This is a genomic window from Nostoc sp. TCL26-01, assembly GCF_013393945.1.
Classification (GTDB): Bacteria; Cyanobacteriota; Cyanobacteriia; order Cyanobacteriales; family Nostocaceae; genus Trichormus.
Map to the genome: position 1 here is coordinate 1,586,915 of NZ_CP040297.1, position 15,548 is coordinate 1,602,462.

Consider the following 15,548-nt stretch of genomic DNA (forward strand, 5'->3'; position numbering starts at 1 on the left):
ATATTCGACTAAATATTGTTAGTTTTTGCTGCACAGCGATACACTCTATAACTGTATTCACCAGCAAATCGTCCAGGTTTTTTGTCCCAGATACAGTTCTGAGATGCCAAATCTACTGGAGTGCGAAATTCCACTAACCATAGGTCTAAAGGTCGTGGTAATTTAGTCAACTGTTGAGACAAAACTTGTGTGGATTGAGTGTAAGTTTTACTTGCTGCATCTTGACGAGCTAGAAAAAACTGCAAATTTTTCCCAGGCTGATTTGGCAATTCCCAAGCTAACCCCATCAATCTACCAGTTTGACCGTGATGTAGGTGTGTTGTGGCAATCAATACATCATTTGGGGATGCTTTATCAATGATGGCAGCAAGAATATCAGGACGTTGATTTTGCAGATAACCCAGGTTCCCGACAACTGTGATTCCACCAAGAGTAGCCATAAGTAAAATTATGCTGGTAGCAACTTTGGCATTGACTAAAAACTTAAATTCCTGTGCTTGAACCCAACAACCAGCCAAGGCAGACCCCAATAGTAAAATGACAGCCGGTGCGATAATAAATTGAAACCGGGCTGCTAAGGTTAAGTCTTGTCCTAAAACGTAGGTAAAAAACAAACACAAAGCGATCGCCACTACAATATACCCACTAATAATTTGTATTCCTAAGCGAGTATGCGGATTTTGCTGCTGGACTTTTAGCCCGTTGATCAGGTGGGGGACACTCCAGCCCAAAAATAATAATGTCACCACGCCAGAAGCGATCGCCACCGTTAAGGGTAAACTTGTCAAAGCTGATGGCAACAGTAACAGCATACTCAATAGCCAAAGTAGTAAGCGTCCTAATGGTTCTAGCCATCTGACTTGTGGGTTACTGCTAGCTACCCAAGTTGTTAAATCGCTACCGGGTATATTTTGGAGAACAGGAACCCAAACTAGGCATCCCATCAAGGTTCCTACGGCAACTATGGCGATACGCCGCCAATTAACGCTAACCTCCTGGCGAGTTTGCCAAATTTGCCCCAGCAAAACTATGCCTTGAGCAAGTAGGGTGAAACTAAAAAAATAATGGGTTGCTACTCCTAAACTGTTGATGATTATCCAGACTAGTATTAACCAAATCGGTAGAGATTGTTGGCGATGAATCCCTTGGATGGCCTTCACCAGACAAAATAAAGAAGCAATCACCAATAACATGGCCAAACTATAATGACGGGCTTCCCTACTTAAAAAAACTATATAAGGTGAGACTGCCATCATCGCAGCTGCCATCTGACCAACTAATTTGGAACCAAAAGTCACATAGCCCAAACCAAACATCGCGGGAATTGAGATAATTCCTAGTAAAGCACTGAGCGATCGCACTACCCAAATTGAAGCTATCTCTCCCGTGGGCGAAAACATTTTCAGCCAGAAGTGAACCAGGACAAAATAAACTGGTGGGTGGTTACTCTCATTTAACAGATTTTCTACAACCTGACTTACTCCTGTTGTGGGTAGGATTTGTAGTGGTTGCAGCAGCACATCCGGACTAATGAGTTGGTTAAGTGGCACTGTGCGAAAACTATGCCCCAAGCTAAAAACCATCGTGGCACACTCATCAGTCCAAGGGGGAAGAGTAGCTAAACCCAGGAAGCGTAAACCAACGCCAATTGCTAACCATAGCATTAATAGCAGTAGGTGGGGGTGGTTTTTCATTGAGGCGATATCAAGTAATTTTTATGCAGAATCGCTATGCTTTTTAGGGCGATCGCTGATTCCTAACTATGTGAAAATTAATCGTGTGAGCATATTTAAAAACTTTTACTGATTGATTCCTCTTTTAGAGGTAGATTTAAATGTAGAGCAAACAGGTTATAATATTAACATAGATTGTTCTCTTGCTATCCTTTAGTAGTGGCAATGCGACAAACAATTATTGATCATTCTTAAAAATGCCCAATTATAGTTGTGCAAATCATCTTATTGGTGTAGGTTAACCATAAGTAAATTTAGTTGTTATCATTAATAGGCTTGATTAAAAAATAATTAACTGCATCCAAGTCAAAAAGTTACTAAATTAATTAATAATAAAAGTATTAAACAATTACTTCCCTTAACTCATGGCTACCAAGTTTACTGCCTCCCAATCGGTAGAAATTGCTGTGCCACAGCAACCTATTCCTATTCAGCATTACTTGCGTCAGCCTCAACGTCTAGTTAATGCGTTAGTTGATCAAAGACGTATTCACCAACTTTCTGAGGAAGTATTTCGCCTGAAAATGCGTCCTTTAGCTTTTATGTCTTTAAGCATTCAACCCACTGTAGACATGAGAGTATGGGCAGAATCTAATGGCATCATTTATTTGCGATCAGTAGGTTGTGAAATTCTCGGCTTTGAGTATATTAACCAGCGTTTCTCTCTAAATTTACGAGGTTATTTATCGCCTTATCAGTTAAGCACTGGTACTCGCTTACAAGGTAAGGCTGATTTAGAGGTGCAGGTGGAATTACCACCACCTTTTTCTCTCACACCTAAGCCAATTCTCGAAACCACTGGCAATGGTTTACTCAAAAGTGTTTTAATGACCGTTAAGCAACGATTACTACATCAGTTATTGGTGGATTATCGGCAGTGGGTTGTCTCTCAAACTCAAGCACCAACTTTAGCTAATGATGAGCCGCAATTACCCATTTTGAACACTGATTAGTTGTGATACTTATTGTATAGGGGAATGAACATACATCCCCCGGAAATAATCACTGGTGAATTTTAGCTTTGCACCTGACGACAGGGACTAAAAGATTGACGGTGTAGGACTGAACTACCGTATTTTTGCAGAGCTAATAGATGCTTTTTACTACCATAACCCTTATTATTTTTGAGGTCATACAGGGGATATTTGGCTGCTAGACGCAGTATCAAATCGTCACGCCAAACTTTAGCCACAATGCTGGCAGCAGCAATCACAAGCGATCGCTCGTCTCCCTTAACGATCGCTTGTTGTGGTACAGTTAAATCTCTGATTAATTGATTGCCATCCACCAAACAGAGTACAGGCTGTACTTTTAATTTTTGGACAGCCCGCCTCATTGCTAACAGCGTTGCTTGCAAAATATTTATTTGGTCAATTTCGGTAGTTGAGGCATAACCAATTTTCCAGTCTGTTGCCAAGGTGCAAATTTGCTGCGCTAGCTGAACTCTCCGAATACTTGATAGTTTTTTACTATCATTAATCTCAGCTGCTATGAGTTCAGGAAAAGCACAACTTGGTAAGATAACTGCTGCTGCAACTACAGGGCCAAAGAGAGCGCCTCGCCCTACTTCGTCTACTCCAGCGACCAAACCAGAAATACTTGACAAAGCTGGAGAAAACTCTAGCCAACCAGCTGTATCTAGGGATATGGATAACCGCAGAGTATCAATACTTTGCTCTGTCTCTACCATAAATAGTCACTTAACTATCATCCCCAGAACTGTCTGAGCCTACCGCAGAGGAACGACGACGACGGCGACGGTTAGCTACGGTAGCAGCACTAACTTCATTATCTTCCGCAGTTGCTCTATCTTCAACAGTTACGCTTAATTCCTCTACTGGCTCAGGTGAAATTACTGGCTCAGGCGGAATTACTGGTGAGGATTTTGCTTCTAATTTGATTTTTGGTGTACTGACTTCAATGCTTGGTGTCGCTGTGGCTACAGGTTCAGATACGATTTCCGGTGATATATTTGCTGCTTGTCCTGGCTGCACAATATTAATAATCACAGATTTGGGATTTTTCACCTCTTGTTCTAACTTAATCAAAGGCGAAATTCCCATCAACGCGAACATATCCTGTTCGTCTGGAGTCATTTCGACAGTCCTAATCTCCGGTGGTTCTACCACTGGTTTGACTGGTTCTACTTTGGTGACTTTAGCCCGTTCTCCTCTTTCTCCCCAACCGGATTTACCTAAATTGGGTGTGGGTAATTCTGGTAATGAGCCTGATTCCACATCAGTGTCAATATCTAAGTCTGGCTCGTTGATAAAGCCTAAAGGAGTGGGAGAAATTCTGGATTCATCTTTACCATTTGCCCCATTGATACCAATTCGACTCCGACGAGTGCGGGTACGGCGTTTGTTATCATTTAAGTCTTGATAGCTGGGATGATTAATTAAATTTAAAGCACCTAAATCAGCTTCATTCTCAAATGATTCACCAAATCCATCGTAAGTTTCTCGTGGTTCTGTCAGCCGTGTCGATGGTAAACGTGGTTCCCTGTGAGGCAAAGATACAAAACGCTCTGGTGTTTCTACTGCAGATGGTGTGGGTAAACGACTTTCAGTTTCACCGGGTAAGCGCACTGTATGTCCTAAACCACCACAAGTAGGACAGGTATCACCAAACAATTCGTAAATATTTTGACCTTGACGTTTCCGTGTCAGTTCGACCAAACCAAGTTCGGTAAGTTGGGCAATTTGGGGACGAGCTTTGTCTGCTCTCAAGGCTTTGTTAAAGTGTTCAAGTACGTGTAATTGATCACGTCTGGATTCCATATCAATGAAATCCACAACTATGACTCCGGCAATATTCCGCAGACGCAGTTGACGGGCAATTTCTGTTGCGGCTTCGCAGTTTGTCCACAACACTGTTTCTCTAGCTGTGGCCGATCGCGTGAAGGAACCTGAGTTAACATCAATTACAGTTAATGCTTCTGTGGGTTCAATGATAATGTAACCGCCAGAAGGTAAATCTACTCTAGGTTTGAGGGCTTCTCGAATCGCTGCATTGATCCGGAAATATTCTAAAATGGGAGAGCGATCGCGGTGATGATCAATCAACAATCCCTGTGGTGTTTGTCCACCACTCCAGTTTTGTAAATACTGTTTAACTCGCTTCAGCCCGGTGCTGGAATCTACCACAATTCGGTTTACATCCGCACCATACATATCCCGCAACACACGCTGGATAAAGTCATCATCTCGGTTGAGTAGGGCTGGCGCACGAGTAGATTGTGCTTCTTGCTGAATGGCTTCCCATTGCTTTTGCAGCACTTCCAAATCTTCAATAATGGCTTCTTCTGGCTTGCCTTCTGCTTCTGTACGTACTAGCAAACCCATACCTGCGGGCTTAATTAAAATTGCTAGCGCCCGCAAGCGGTTACGCTCAGTTTCACTTTTAATCCGCCGAGATAAATTTACCCCTCTACCATAAGGCATCAACACCACATAGCGTCCGGGCAGAGTGATATTACCTGTGAGCCTGGGGCCTTTTGTTCCCGTTGGCTCCTTCATCACTTGTACAGGCACTTTTTGCTGTGGTGCTAATAGTTCGGTGATGGCTGCGGCTGTGCGCTTGAGCCTTAAAGGGCCTAAATCTGTAACATGGATAAAACCATTCCGTTCTGGATCACCAATATTCACAAAAGCCGCATCTATCCCAGGTAACACATTTTCTACTACACCTAAGTAGATATCACCAATTTGGTGATGGCCTGTGGCAACAACGAGTTCTTGTATTTGATCTTCCGAAAAAACTGCAGCAATTTGATGCTGCTCCGCGATAATAATTTGTTTTGGCATTCAATTTCCTCAAAAATCGGCAGCGTCAACAGGCTTGGAAGTTTGTATGCCTCTCGCCCCTGCCAGCCTCCAAAGACGCTGCTGGTAATAAAAATTGTGAAGCTGCGCTTCAAAGTTAAAGAGCTATTGACTAGAGATTTGCGTTGACACGCCTGATTATTCCAGAACGGCTGCATACTGTTTAAGCAAATAAATCAACCGTCCGTGGTTGATTTTTCATGCTACACCTTCACCATCTAGGGATTGGGCATTCAGCAGTTGTTTTAAAAGCATAGACTAAGAGTTGCCGACGGAGCCTGCTGTTAATCACTAGTTCACAAGGTAGCTATAAAGAGAGTGTTCTTTAGTCTGTCTGAGTTTGTCTGGGATAAAATCCTAGAATTCCCACTCTAATATCTTTATCTTTGCTCCCTGATGATCAGGGTAAGAGTGAACTAGTTTGTCAAATGCAGCGTCAGAAAATTTCTCTTCATCCCATTCTAACGCAACCTTGCTAAAAATCAATTCCCACGATGTACCGTAAGATGGTGACTACTAGCAAGTCACCCTTTAGGGATTATACTGCTAAAATCAGCCGATTGCGGTGAATGTGCAGAAGATGAATTTCTGTAAAGTCTATGAGAATTTCCCCAGCAACTATCTCCAGCATAGATAGCATTTGTTCAGGACGCAACAGCAACCCATCCGGACGACAGCTACCGACGTAACGTAAAACAGCTTGGGATGCAGTTTCACTGTTGTTGGCGGCAATTAATTCTAACTCAAACAACCGCGAGCGCAGATTTACTAAATGAATCTTGCCAGACTTGGTTGTTTGTTCTAAGAAAATTTCGTCTTTTGAGAGAATGTTATCTAGACAAGTTTGCCATTGTCCAGATGTGACATCACTTGAGGTTCCCACAGTGATCACATACTCGGCTTGCTCTAACACTTGGTTAGCAGATGGAGATTTTAAATCTATCTGTTCTACAGAATATATGGGGATGTCTGGAGGTAATTCGGCCACTAGTTTTTGCTGAAATATAGCCACGTCCATTGGCTGAGTTAATTCAAAATCCACAATTTCCCCAGTGCTAGTTGCGCCTAAAGCTAAGGCACTAGCTACAGCAATCCGGGGATTGGGATGAAAGCCACCAGTAAAGGCGACGGGTAAGCTGGCTCTCCGCATCACTCGATCAAACAATCGCATTAAATCCAGATGGCTAACTAAAGCCATGTCCCCCTGTTTGCCAAACCAAACTCGTAAGCGTTGTGATTTGGTGGTGTTGGGAACAAAATTACCAGCAAATGCTGGAATTGGCGGTGGCTCAATGACAATATTGTGGCCAAAATCAGTTCCACATACACCACAATGAGAACACCCCTCAAAAGAGCAGTCCGGAACGATCGCTGCCTCTAGCGCTCGTTTTAAGTCTGCTTGTAGCCATTTTTTATCAATGCCTGTATCTATATGATCCCAGGGGAGAGGAGCATCGAGGGAGTGGGAGATGGGGGGAGTGGGAGATGGGGAGAAAGAATTTTCTGTTCTTCTTGTCTCCTTGTCCTCTTGTCCCCTTGTCTCCTTGTCCTCCAAAAACTCCTCGCCAGAAAACAAATTCCACTCGCCATTTTCCACTAGACGGTATTTCCAATCTAGTCCGGCTTGGGCGATCGCATTTCCCCAAGCACTGAAAGCTTGGTCTAGATTTTCATACCAGGAATCCATTCCTGCGCCTAGTTCCCAGGCTCTACGCACTACTTTACCTAAAGAGCGATCGCCCCGACCAATAAAGTCTTCCATGGCCGATATGCGAACATCGGTAAAGTTGACTTTTACACCCCTAAGTCGCCGAAATTCTTGCCGGAGTAAATTTTGCTTGCGTTTAAATTCCCCAGTGGCTACTGAATGCCATTGAAAAGGTGTGTGAGGTTTAGGTGTGAAGTTAGAAATTGTGATGTTGAAGTTGAGTGGTCTTCTACCTTGTCCTCGACATTCTCGCTGTAACCAACTGACTGTTTCGGCTATTCCCACCACATCAACATCTGTTTCACCTGGTAAACCAATCATGAAGTATAACTTAATCTTATCCCAGCCTTGTTCCCAGGCAGTTTTCACACCTCTTAATAATTCTTCATTTGTTAAGCCTTTATTGACAATATCCCGCATTCTTTGGGTTCCGGCTTCCGGTGCAAAGGTCAAACTACCTTGTCTTGTGCCTCCCAAGATATTGGCGATGTTTTCATCAAACCTATCTACTCGTTGGCTAGGGAGAGTCAGGGTGATATTTTCATCTTTTAACCGATTTTTAATTTCCATCCCTACAGCTGGTAGAGATAAATAATCAGAACAACTCAGAGACAACAAGGAAAACTCATTATAACCAGTTGCCCGCATTCCTTCGGCAATAGCGGTAACTACTTGTTCTGGTTCTACATCTCTAGCTGGACGAGTCAGCATTCCTGGTTGACAAAAGCGACAGCCACGGGTGCAACCCCGGCGAATCTCAATTGTTAGACGGTCATGTACAGTTTCGACATAGGGAACTAAGCCGATGGAATACGCTGGTATGGGGGTAGCTACTCGCCGCAAAACCCGTTTTGGCACATCTGGACGCAAGGGTTGGACTGAACCATCTGATGTGATGCCGTAAAATTGTGGCACATACACACCGGGAATTTGTGCTAAATCAAGAAGTAAATCCTCTCGGTTCAACCCTGCTTGTTTCCCCTCTGCCAAAACCAAACCGATTTCTGGTAAGAGTTCTTCACCATCTCCCAAGGCAAAAAAGTCAAAGAAATCGGCGTAGGGTTCCGGATTGGATGTGGCTGTTTGTCCCCCAGCAAAAATTAGCGGATAATTCCCTTGTGATCTTTCTTGCCATGTCAGAGGAATTCCAGCTAAATCTAACATTTCTAGGATATTGGTCGCTCCCAGTTCATAACTGAGACTAAAACCTAAAATATCAAACTCTGTGAGCGATCGCTTAGACTCAACAGCAAACAAGGGTGTATGAGTTGCCCTGAGTTTGGCTGCTAAGTCTGTGCCTGGTAGGTAAGCGCGATCGCATAATTGTCCAGGTTGGGCATTCAAGATGTTGTATAAAATGATATGCCCTAAATTAGAAGAGCCGACTTCATACACTTCGGGGTAGGTTAACACCCAGCGTATGACTGCGGTATCCCAAGGTTTGTGTACTGCTAGGCGCTCGTTACCGAGATAACGCGCTGGCTTGAGAATATCCGGTGTGACTAATTTTTCAAATGCAACAACCACTGTGCTAACTTTGAGCTACTTTAATTACAGTTACTCACCTCCAAGATTAGCATTGATTAGCTATTTTCACAGGGTTTATCTTGGCAACTTACAACTCTTTTACAGGATGTTGGTATTTATTTACTTTATATGCTGCTATATCTATCCCTATTTTCTATAATTACGTTAAAATCAACTCTGGCTGATCTACAAAAATCTCAAAAATGTCATCAAGTTGGGTTAATTCAAAAATAATCCTAATGGCTGGGGAAACTGAATAAAGCTGAAAACTCTTACCTAAAGTCTGGGCTACTTTGAGTGCGGATACTAGAGCCATTAGTCCAGCACTGTCTATAGATTCTACCTTGGCTAAATCCAATAGCAAACCTGACACCTCATCCTGTGTCAAAGTTGTCGTTAAGTCCCGTTCCAATTCCAAAGCATTGGTAGCATTCAGGCAACCCTGCGGATGAACAACCTGAATTTTTGCACACTTCAGTACTGCTTGCATATTGAAAATCCTAATTAGAGTGACTGAACCTGAAAGCTTGAATTTATTAGAACATAAACTTTTTGGTTCCACATCGACCATATGTCCTAACCCTCTTTGCTGAATCTTTATTTTTTTCCAGGGGATGTTTAAAGATTCTCATAATTTCCGGGTGAAATGTATTTATATATACTTTTTTTTAATCTTAGTTAAAAAAAGATTGACAAGGAAAACCCAAGAGCTAAAGTAATTATCTAGAGTTGTGGTGATAACTTCACCTTGAGTCTGGGTCAAGGAATAGAGCTAAAGTCTACAGTGTGTGCAGTACCGCAATCATTATTCATATTCATGGCTAGTTGCCAATTGACCCAGGAAATATCTACTTAGTTCAATTGTGATCTAAATCACAATTATGCCTGTGTTTGGATCACATTTTATACTTAACTCTATCTTGGATAATTTAATATCACTGAAACTAGGTTATAGGTTGATTAAAACCATGAGAACTAGGTATGCAATTCGTCAATTAGTAGAAAAAGCGTTGGATATAAAAAAATTGACCCCAGAAATCGAAAACGAAATCAACTCAGAACTGACAGCAATGGGTCACATCTCTGATGTTGACTATGAAGCTTTAGAATTACTGATGGCAGAGATGGATGCTGGACGTATTCAGTTGGTTCCCAGTCTGGGATTAGGATATTAAGTCTGGTAGTCAGACACTTTCTAATTTTTTCAGTCTAAATTTTGCTCTCAAAATTCCGCCTCGTGGTACTGGTGTGACGTAAACTGTGCTAATGAGCCTTCACATTTGCATTAGTAACCAGTCGTCATGCAGCTTGCTAAACGTTTAGAAAAAATTCCTCCTTATTTATTTGCGGAACTTAACCGCAAACGGGAAGAACTTATTGCCCAAGGAGTTGACATTATCAATATGGCAGTGGGTGATCCTGATAAGCCAACTCCTGCTAGTATTCTTCAAGCAATGCGTGAGGCAATTGACGACGCGGCAAATCATAACTATCCACCCTATCAGGGTACACAAGAATTCCGAGAAGCAGTAGTTAGGTGGATGGAACGTCGGTTTGGGGTGAGGGAATTAAACCCAAATACAGAGGTTGTTTGTTCTATTGGTTCCAAGGAAGCCATACATAATACTTTTTTAGCTTTTGTGGAAGCTGGCGATTATACATTGATACCTGATCCTGGCTATCCTGTGTATCGCACTTCGACGATTTTTGCTGGGGGCGAACCTTTTACCATGCCCTTAAAAGCAGAGAATCAGTTTCTCCCTGATTTAAGTATAATTCCGGAAGAGATTGCGCGCAAGGCGAAAATGTTATGGATTAATTATCCTAATAATCCGACTGGGGCTTTAGCTACATGGGAGTTGTTTGCAGAATTAGTGGCTTTTTGCCGGCAGTATGATATTTTACTGTGCCATGATCATGCTTACTCAGAAATGGCTTATGACGGGTACAAACCGCCGAGTATTTTGCAAATTCCTGGTGCAAAAGATGTAGCGATAGAATTTCATAGCTTATCAAAGTCATATAATATGACTGGCTGGCGCATTGGCTTTGCGGTGGGTAATGCTTATGCCATCAGTGGTTTGAGTCAGGTAAAGACAAATGTGGACTCTGGAGTATTTAAAGCTATTCAAAAAGCAGCGATCGCCGCATACTCTACTGATGAAGCAGAACTAAAAGCTGTCATGTCAGTTTACCAAAATCGTCGTGACATTATTGTTAAAGGATTACAATCTCTAGGATGGCCAATTGCACCACCAAAAGCTACTCTTTACGTTTGGGTTCCTGTCCCTGCTGGATATTCTTCCACTGAGTTTGCTACTTTACTTCTAGACAAATGCGGTATACTAGTTCCCCCAGGGAACGGTTACGGTGCATCGGGTGAAGGTTATTTTCGTATTGCTTTAACTATTGCTGATGAAAGATTAGCGGAAGCCATTCAACGAATGCAGGATTCAGGTATTCGTTATTGTTGAGTTGTCAATAGTCAATGGTCAATGGTCATTAGTCATTAGTCATTAGTCATTAGTCATTAGTTGACAGTGCTGAGTTAATGACTAAGGTTTTCTCCTCTATACCTCAGTACCCCAGTACCCCAGTACCCTTAAACCCTTAAACCCCTACATCTCCATCCAACCCTTGCTGATAAGCTTGCCACAGTTGGTGAATGAAGTGATGAAGCTGCTGTTTAGCTAGTTGGTCTAGTTCTGGCTTTGGTTCTTTGATTAAAATTTGACTGAGTAAATCAATTACTTCTGTATCTAAGGCTGGTCTAAATAACTGGCTAGGCCAGAGTAAGTCTGAACTGTCTCGTAAGTCTGTAACTGATGGTGGTTCCTGATTACTATTAACCAGTAGCAAAGGACGCGCCCAGCATAAATGACGGGAAATTACCACTTGAATGACTTCTGCATACAAATTTATGTTGCCATGCTCTAAAGACACAATTTGTCCTGGTTGAAAGTTAAAAGTCGTGTCCATAATCAGTTAGGGCATAAGGCAATTTAACGCCTGGATTTTAGATTAAATTCTCATCCACAAGTTTCATGCACTTGTGGGTGCAGTTTTTTGTATACCTTTATTTTAAAAGTGAAAGTGGGATATTCTCAGTGGGGTTATGCTAAAAAAATTATGAGATTTGCGGCTTAACCGTGTTGTTATGGTCTCATCAGTATTGGCAAAAAGTTTTTTATGCCATAGAATTTTGATGAAAATACCCTAAAATGGATGAACAACCGTTAAGCGATCGCTTAACAGAATTTCAGTTGTAGTAACTCAACCATCAAAGAGCAAAAGTTGTGTCAGTCGAAACCATTGAGAAGCGTTCCACATCCCGCAAGCTCGCGCCTCGGTATCGCGTTTTGCTCCATAATGACGACTACAACTCTATGGAGTATGTGGTACAAGTATTAATCACCACAGTGCCGAGTCTCACACAGCCTCAAGCTGTTAGTATCATGATGGAAGCCCATACTAATGGGTTAGCCTTGGTGATTACCTGCGCTCAAGAACACGCAGAGTTTTATTGTGAAACTTTAAAAACTCACGGTCTAAGTAGCACAATAGAACCTGATGAATAAGCAAGATAATTTGTGATGAACAATGGCGATGCGCTAAATCATCTGTCATGAGTCATAATTTTTAGTAATGACTTCTGACTGAAAATGCAAGACAGACTTCTAACTCTATCTAAACGCCCTGCCCCTGTTCGGCTGGGTTATTTTATTTTCATTTTATTGTTATTGTGGTTGCCCATAGCTGCACCCATTTACTTACTAGTGCGAGATGCTAACTTGGTAAGTATCATAACAATGGTTCTGCTATATTTAGAGTTTATCTTTCTGCTCAGGCTATGGGGTAAAAATGTTTACCACCAACCCCAGATATTTCACCATTATGGCTTAGAATTCACTCGACGCAACGGTGTAGAGCTGTTGTGCGGTCTGGGGATGGGGCTGATTAATATTTTTATTCTGTTTGGGATACAAGGACTTTTGGGTTGGCTAGTATGGCAACAGCCACAAGTTTTTTTCTGGAAAATTATTTTAGAAGGTTTTATTGTCAGCTTAGGTGTAGGCTTTGCTGAAGAATTGTTATTTCGCGGTTGGCTATTGGATGAGTTGCAACGAGATTACAGTAAATCTGTAGCGTTAGGAATAGATGCAACTGCATTTGCTGCTTTGCATTTTGTCAAGCCCTTAGCAGCAATTATTCACACTCTGCCACAATTTCCGGCTTTAGTGTTGTTGGGGTTAACGCAGGTATGGGGTAAGCGTTGGCGTAGGGGACGGTTGGGTTTACCAATGGGTTTGCATGGTGGTTTGGTTTGGGGTTACTACATTATTAATGTGGGAGGATTAGTTCAACATTCTGGGCAAGTTCCTGATTGGGTGACTGGGGTAAATAATAATCCCTTACAAGGAGTAATGGGAGTATTGTTTATGAGTGTGTTGGCACTATGGATGCGAGGACAGAATCTTAAACATCCAGTATAAAGACTGGTTGATAAAGTCAGTTTAATCACTTGATTATTTACCAAATGGTATTTACACTAGACAGGCGAATTTTGCCGTCGAGACTAATTATCGCTACTCGTAAATCACTAAAAATGTTCCAGATGACTGTATAAGTGTCAGCTACAAAATGTAGCATTGCTAATTTACAAACTTGTCTCTAGTACTGTACCGACCATACAAGCTTTATCTAATTTCACACCACTTAAATTTGTCCCTTCTAATTCTGCACAAAGTAAGTTTGCTCCTGTCAAATTCGCTCCTGCTAGATTTGCACCGCGTAAGTCGGCCTCTTCTAAATTTGTCTCACTTAAAGATGCTCCTTGTAAATCCGCACGGCTTAAGTCTGCGCCTTTCAGATTTGCTCCTGTCAAATTCACGCCACGCAAATCAGCACCACGCAAGTCAACGCCTTGTAAATTGACGTTCATTAAGTTAGCACCACTCAAGAAAGCACCGACTAAAGATACACCGATTAATCTGGCTCCCATTAAGTTAGCCCCACGCAGGTTACTACCTCTTAAGTCCGCACCTGTTAAATCTGCTTGCATTAAATTGGCTCCCATCAGATTTGCCCGCAAGTCAGTTTCTTGAAGGTTTGCTCCCATTAAATTTGCACCTTCTAAATGCCCACCTTCCAGTTTAGAACCGACAAAGTTAGTACCGACAAGGTTAGCCCCAGCAAGATTGATGCGGTTTAAATCAAGTTGCGAGAGTTCCTCATCTTCTAAATTCGCTCCTGGAAGTTGTTTAAGTTTTCCTAGTCTAATCGCTTCGATATTCATTGGAGGTAACTACTCATCTGTTCACTAGTCTTACTGTGGCTATCCCACCGCGAATCAAGTAGCCATATTCCAGTGCTGGCCTTGGGTGTCATTAAGGGTAAGTCTAATCCTTGTTGTAAGCCCATGACTAATAAAGTTAGGGCATCTATTAGTTTAGGGTCAAAACGGTTTGATTGTTGCCTACACTGTTCTAAAGCTTGCACAAATATTTCTTGCCGATTTTGCACAGAAGATTTTCTCTGGTTGACTTGCCATTGAAAATCCGTCACTAACGCCAGGATTCTCGATTCTAAAGGGATTTCATCACCAGCTAATCCTGCTGGTTCTCCTGTACCATCCCACCATTCAGTTTGGTGTGTGATAATTTGAGCTACAGCGCGGAGTCTAGACATTTTGCGTAAGACTTGCGCCCCTGGGACTAGAGAACAAGTTAGGGGACAACTGGGAGCTGATTCTTGATCATGTTGAGGTACGCTAGGGGTAAAAATGCTTGCTGCTGGTTGTAGAGGGTCTATGCGATGTAATAAGCTAGCCAATTTTAATCTTTTAATTTGCCATGCGGGTAAATCTAATAGCTGTGCCATTGTCTCGGCTAGGGCGGCTACTTCGGCGGCGGCTTTGGGGTTGTTGACATCAGCCAAGTCCATTAGTTGAGCCATCCGTAAAAATGCTTGAATTTCGTTAGAAACCAAGTTATTATCTAGAGCCTGTTGACGGAGTGCTACGGGGATATCTAGTTTTTCTTGCCCTGTTTTGAGGTAATCAACAACGCGAGAGACGACTTGACTAAGGTCTGCTGATGTGATGTCGGCGTTGGGAATTTGCTGTTGATGAGTAATGAGTTTTTGGGCTAGTTCTGGATTATATTTTTGGATGTGAGCGATCGCTAACTCTGCTGTTTCTCTGACTAATTCTGGCTCGAATGTCCATAACCCATAAAATTTCCGTTCTAAATCAGCAGTCGGTACTCCACCTACACCATAATCAGCCGCAGATAACTCTTGACAAAGCACCATCGCTGTGTATTTTGGTGACAAGATAATTAAGTGCCATTCCTGAGCTACTGAATCAGCTGGTTCTAGTTCTATCAAATCTACATTTGCTAGTTGGCTGGTAGGATGTTCAGCAAAACCTGTATCAGGTGCTGCCATAATCACAATTTGCTGGCTACACTTGGCGATATCTGCATATCTTTCTGCTTCTTGCAAATACCATTTCCCCCGTTGGAAGGCAGTAATTACCAGGGGTGTACTGTCATCAGTCAGTATATGATCTTCTAAAGCATGACAAAGAGCAACCAGGGTATTCTTGTAATATACTCCCAATCGAATTGGTCTGGTACTATGGCGATGAGATGCTTCTAGCTGTTGTAGAATTGAACCTTCTAACATGGGGTTTGGTTAAGTGAAACGCACAAGCGCTGGATAGAGGGATAAGAATATAAATTGTTTCTGAATATT

The 15,548-nt window shown here is 42.2% G+C and carries 13 protein-coding genes; 5 read left to right on the top strand and 8 right to left on the bottom strand.

Translation table 11 applies throughout. The features are described from left to right. Positions 1 to 8: 8 nt before the first annotated feature. A complete protein-coding gene (locus tag FD725_RS06685; RefSeq protein WP_179047398.1) occupies positions 9 to 1,694 on the bottom strand; it encodes a phospholipid carrier-dependent glycosyltransferase in 1,686 nt (561 codons plus the stop codon). A 404-nt stretch (positions 1,695 to 2,098) separates the two neighbouring features. On the opposite strand from FD725_RS06685, the gene FD725_RS06690 reads away from it, so the two are divergent. Further along, the gene (locus FD725_RS06690) at positions 2,099 to 2,686 is read left to right on the top strand and encodes a DUF1997 domain-containing protein (protein ID WP_179047399.1); all 588 of its coding nucleotides are present in this window, start codon (positions 2,099 to 2,101) and stop codon (positions 2,684 to 2,686) included. A 62-nt stretch (positions 2,687 to 2,748) separates the two neighbouring features. On the opposite strand, the gene FD725_RS06695 is transcribed toward FD725_RS06690, so the two are convergent. The 4 genes from FD725_RS06695 to FD725_RS06710 form a co-directional block, all read right to left on the bottom strand. After that, positions 2,749 to 3,423, bottom strand: coding sequence for a ribonuclease HII (locus FD725_RS06695; protein ID WP_179047400.1), 675 nt, complete (start codon positions 3,421 to 3,423; stop codon positions 2,749 to 2,751). A gap of 10 nt (positions 3,424 to 3,433) precedes the next feature. Further along, the gene (locus FD725_RS06700; protein ID WP_179047401.1) at positions 3,434 to 5,539 is read right to left on the bottom strand and encodes an Rne/Rng family ribonuclease; all 2,106 of its coding nucleotides are present in this window, start codon (positions 5,537 to 5,539) and stop codon (positions 3,434 to 3,436) included. A gap of 556 nt (positions 5,540 to 6,095) precedes the next feature. After that, entirely contained in the window at positions 6,096 to 8,792 is a 2,697-nt protein-coding gene (locus tag FD725_RS06705; RefSeq protein WP_179047402.1) for a TIGR03960 family B12-binding radical SAM protein, read from the bottom strand. A gap of 160 nt (positions 8,793 to 8,952) precedes the next feature. Next, positions 8,953 to 9,282 (bottom strand): STAS domain-containing protein, encoded by a 330-nt coding sequence (locus FD725_RS06710; protein WP_179047403.1) that lies wholly within the window; start codon positions 9,280 to 9,282, stop codon positions 8,953 to 8,955. Positions 9,283 to 9,760: 478 nt separating this feature from the next. On the opposite strand from FD725_RS06710, the gene FD725_RS06715 reads away from it, so the two are divergent. Beyond that, positions 9,761 to 9,967, top strand: a complete 207-nt coding sequence (locus tag FD725_RS06715; protein ID WP_179047404.1) for a hypothetical protein — start codon at positions 9,761 to 9,763, stop codon at positions 9,965 to 9,967. Between the two features lie 126 nt (positions 9,968 to 10,093). Next, complete coding sequence (locus tag FD725_RS06720) at positions 10,094 to 11,266, top strand: pyridoxal phosphate-dependent aminotransferase (RefSeq protein WP_179047405.1); 1,173 nt, start codon at positions 10,094 to 10,096, stop codon at positions 11,264 to 11,266. A gap of 136 nt (positions 11,267 to 11,402) precedes the next feature. Here the strand turns inward: FD725_RS06720 and FD725_RS06725 are convergent, their stop codons facing one another. Next, a complete protein-coding gene (locus FD725_RS06725; RefSeq protein ID WP_179047406.1) occupies positions 11,403 to 11,771 on the bottom strand; it encodes a hypothetical protein in 369 nt (122 codons plus the stop codon). 317 nt (positions 11,772 to 12,088) lie between these two features. Between FD725_RS06725 and clpS the strand changes: the two genes are divergently transcribed. Then, on the top strand, positions 12,089 to 12,370 hold the full coding sequence (gene clpS, locus FD725_RS06730; RefSeq protein ID WP_179047407.1) for an ATP-dependent Clp protease adapter ClpS: 282 nt from the start codon (positions 12,089 to 12,091) through the stop codon (positions 12,368 to 12,370). A gap of 84 nt (positions 12,371 to 12,454) precedes the next feature. Continuing rightward, entirely contained in the window at positions 12,455 to 13,285 is an 831-nt protein-coding gene (locus FD725_RS06735; protein WP_179047408.1) for a CPBP family intramembrane glutamic endopeptidase, read from the top strand. A 164-nt stretch (positions 13,286 to 13,449) separates the two neighbouring features. Here FD725_RS06735 and FD725_RS06740 read toward each other — a convergent pair whose 3' ends face one another. Both FD725_RS06740 and FD725_RS06745 read right to left on the bottom strand, forming a co-directional pair. Continuing rightward, entirely contained in the window at positions 13,450 to 14,088 is a 639-nt protein-coding gene (locus tag FD725_RS06740) for a pentapeptide repeat-containing protein (RefSeq protein WP_179047409.1), read from the bottom strand. Next, positions 14,085 to 15,479 (bottom strand): DICT sensory domain-containing protein, encoded by a 1,395-nt coding sequence (locus FD725_RS06745; RefSeq protein WP_179047410.1) that lies wholly within the window; start codon positions 15,477 to 15,479, stop codon positions 14,085 to 14,087. Before FD725_RS06745 ends, FD725_RS06740 begins: the two co-directional genes overlap by 4 nt. Positions 15,480 to 15,548: the final 69 nt, after the last annotated feature.

Bases quoted from the DNA above. Each gene is read 5' to 3' on its own strand.
- FD725_RS06710 (WP_179047403.1), bottom strand. From the start codon at position 9,282: ATGCAAGCAGTACTGAAGTGTGCAAAAATTCAGGTTGTTCATCCGCAG.
- FD725_RS06715 (WP_179047404.1), top strand. From the start codon at position 9,761: ATGAGAACTAGGTATGCAATTCGTCAATTAGTAGAAAAAGCGTTGGAT.
- FD725_RS06745 (WP_179047410.1), bottom strand. From the start codon at position 15,479: ATGTTAGAAGGTTCAATTCTACAACAGCTAGAAGCATCTCATCGCCAT.
- FD725_RS06740 (WP_179047409.1), bottom strand. From the start codon at position 14,088: ATGAATATCGAAGCGATTAGACTAGGAAAACTTAAACAACTTCCAGGA.
- FD725_RS06725 (WP_179047406.1), bottom strand. From the start codon at position 11,771: ATGGACACGACTTTTAACTTTCAACCAGGACAAATTGTGTCTTTAGAG.
- FD725_RS06690 (WP_179047399.1), top strand. From the start codon at position 2,099: ATGGCTACCAAGTTTACTGCCTCCCAATCGGTAGAAATTGCTGTGCCA.
- FD725_RS06695 (WP_179047400.1), bottom strand. From the start codon at position 3,423: ATGGTAGAGACAGAGCAAAGTATTGATACTCTGCGGTTATCCATATCC.
- FD725_RS06685 (WP_179047398.1), bottom strand. From the start codon at position 1,694: ATGAAAAACCACCCCCACCTACTGCTATTAATGCTATGGTTAGCAATT.
- FD725_RS06720 (WP_179047405.1), top strand. From the start codon at position 10,094: ATGCAGCTTGCTAAACGTTTAGAAAAAATTCCTCCTTATTTATTTGCG.
- FD725_RS06735 (WP_179047408.1), top strand. From the start codon at position 12,455: ATGCAAGACAGACTTCTAACTCTATCTAAACGCCCTGCCCCTGTTCGG.
- FD725_RS06700 (WP_179047401.1), bottom strand. From the start codon at position 5,539: ATGCCAAAACAAATTATTATCGCGGAGCAGCATCAAATTGCTGCAGTT.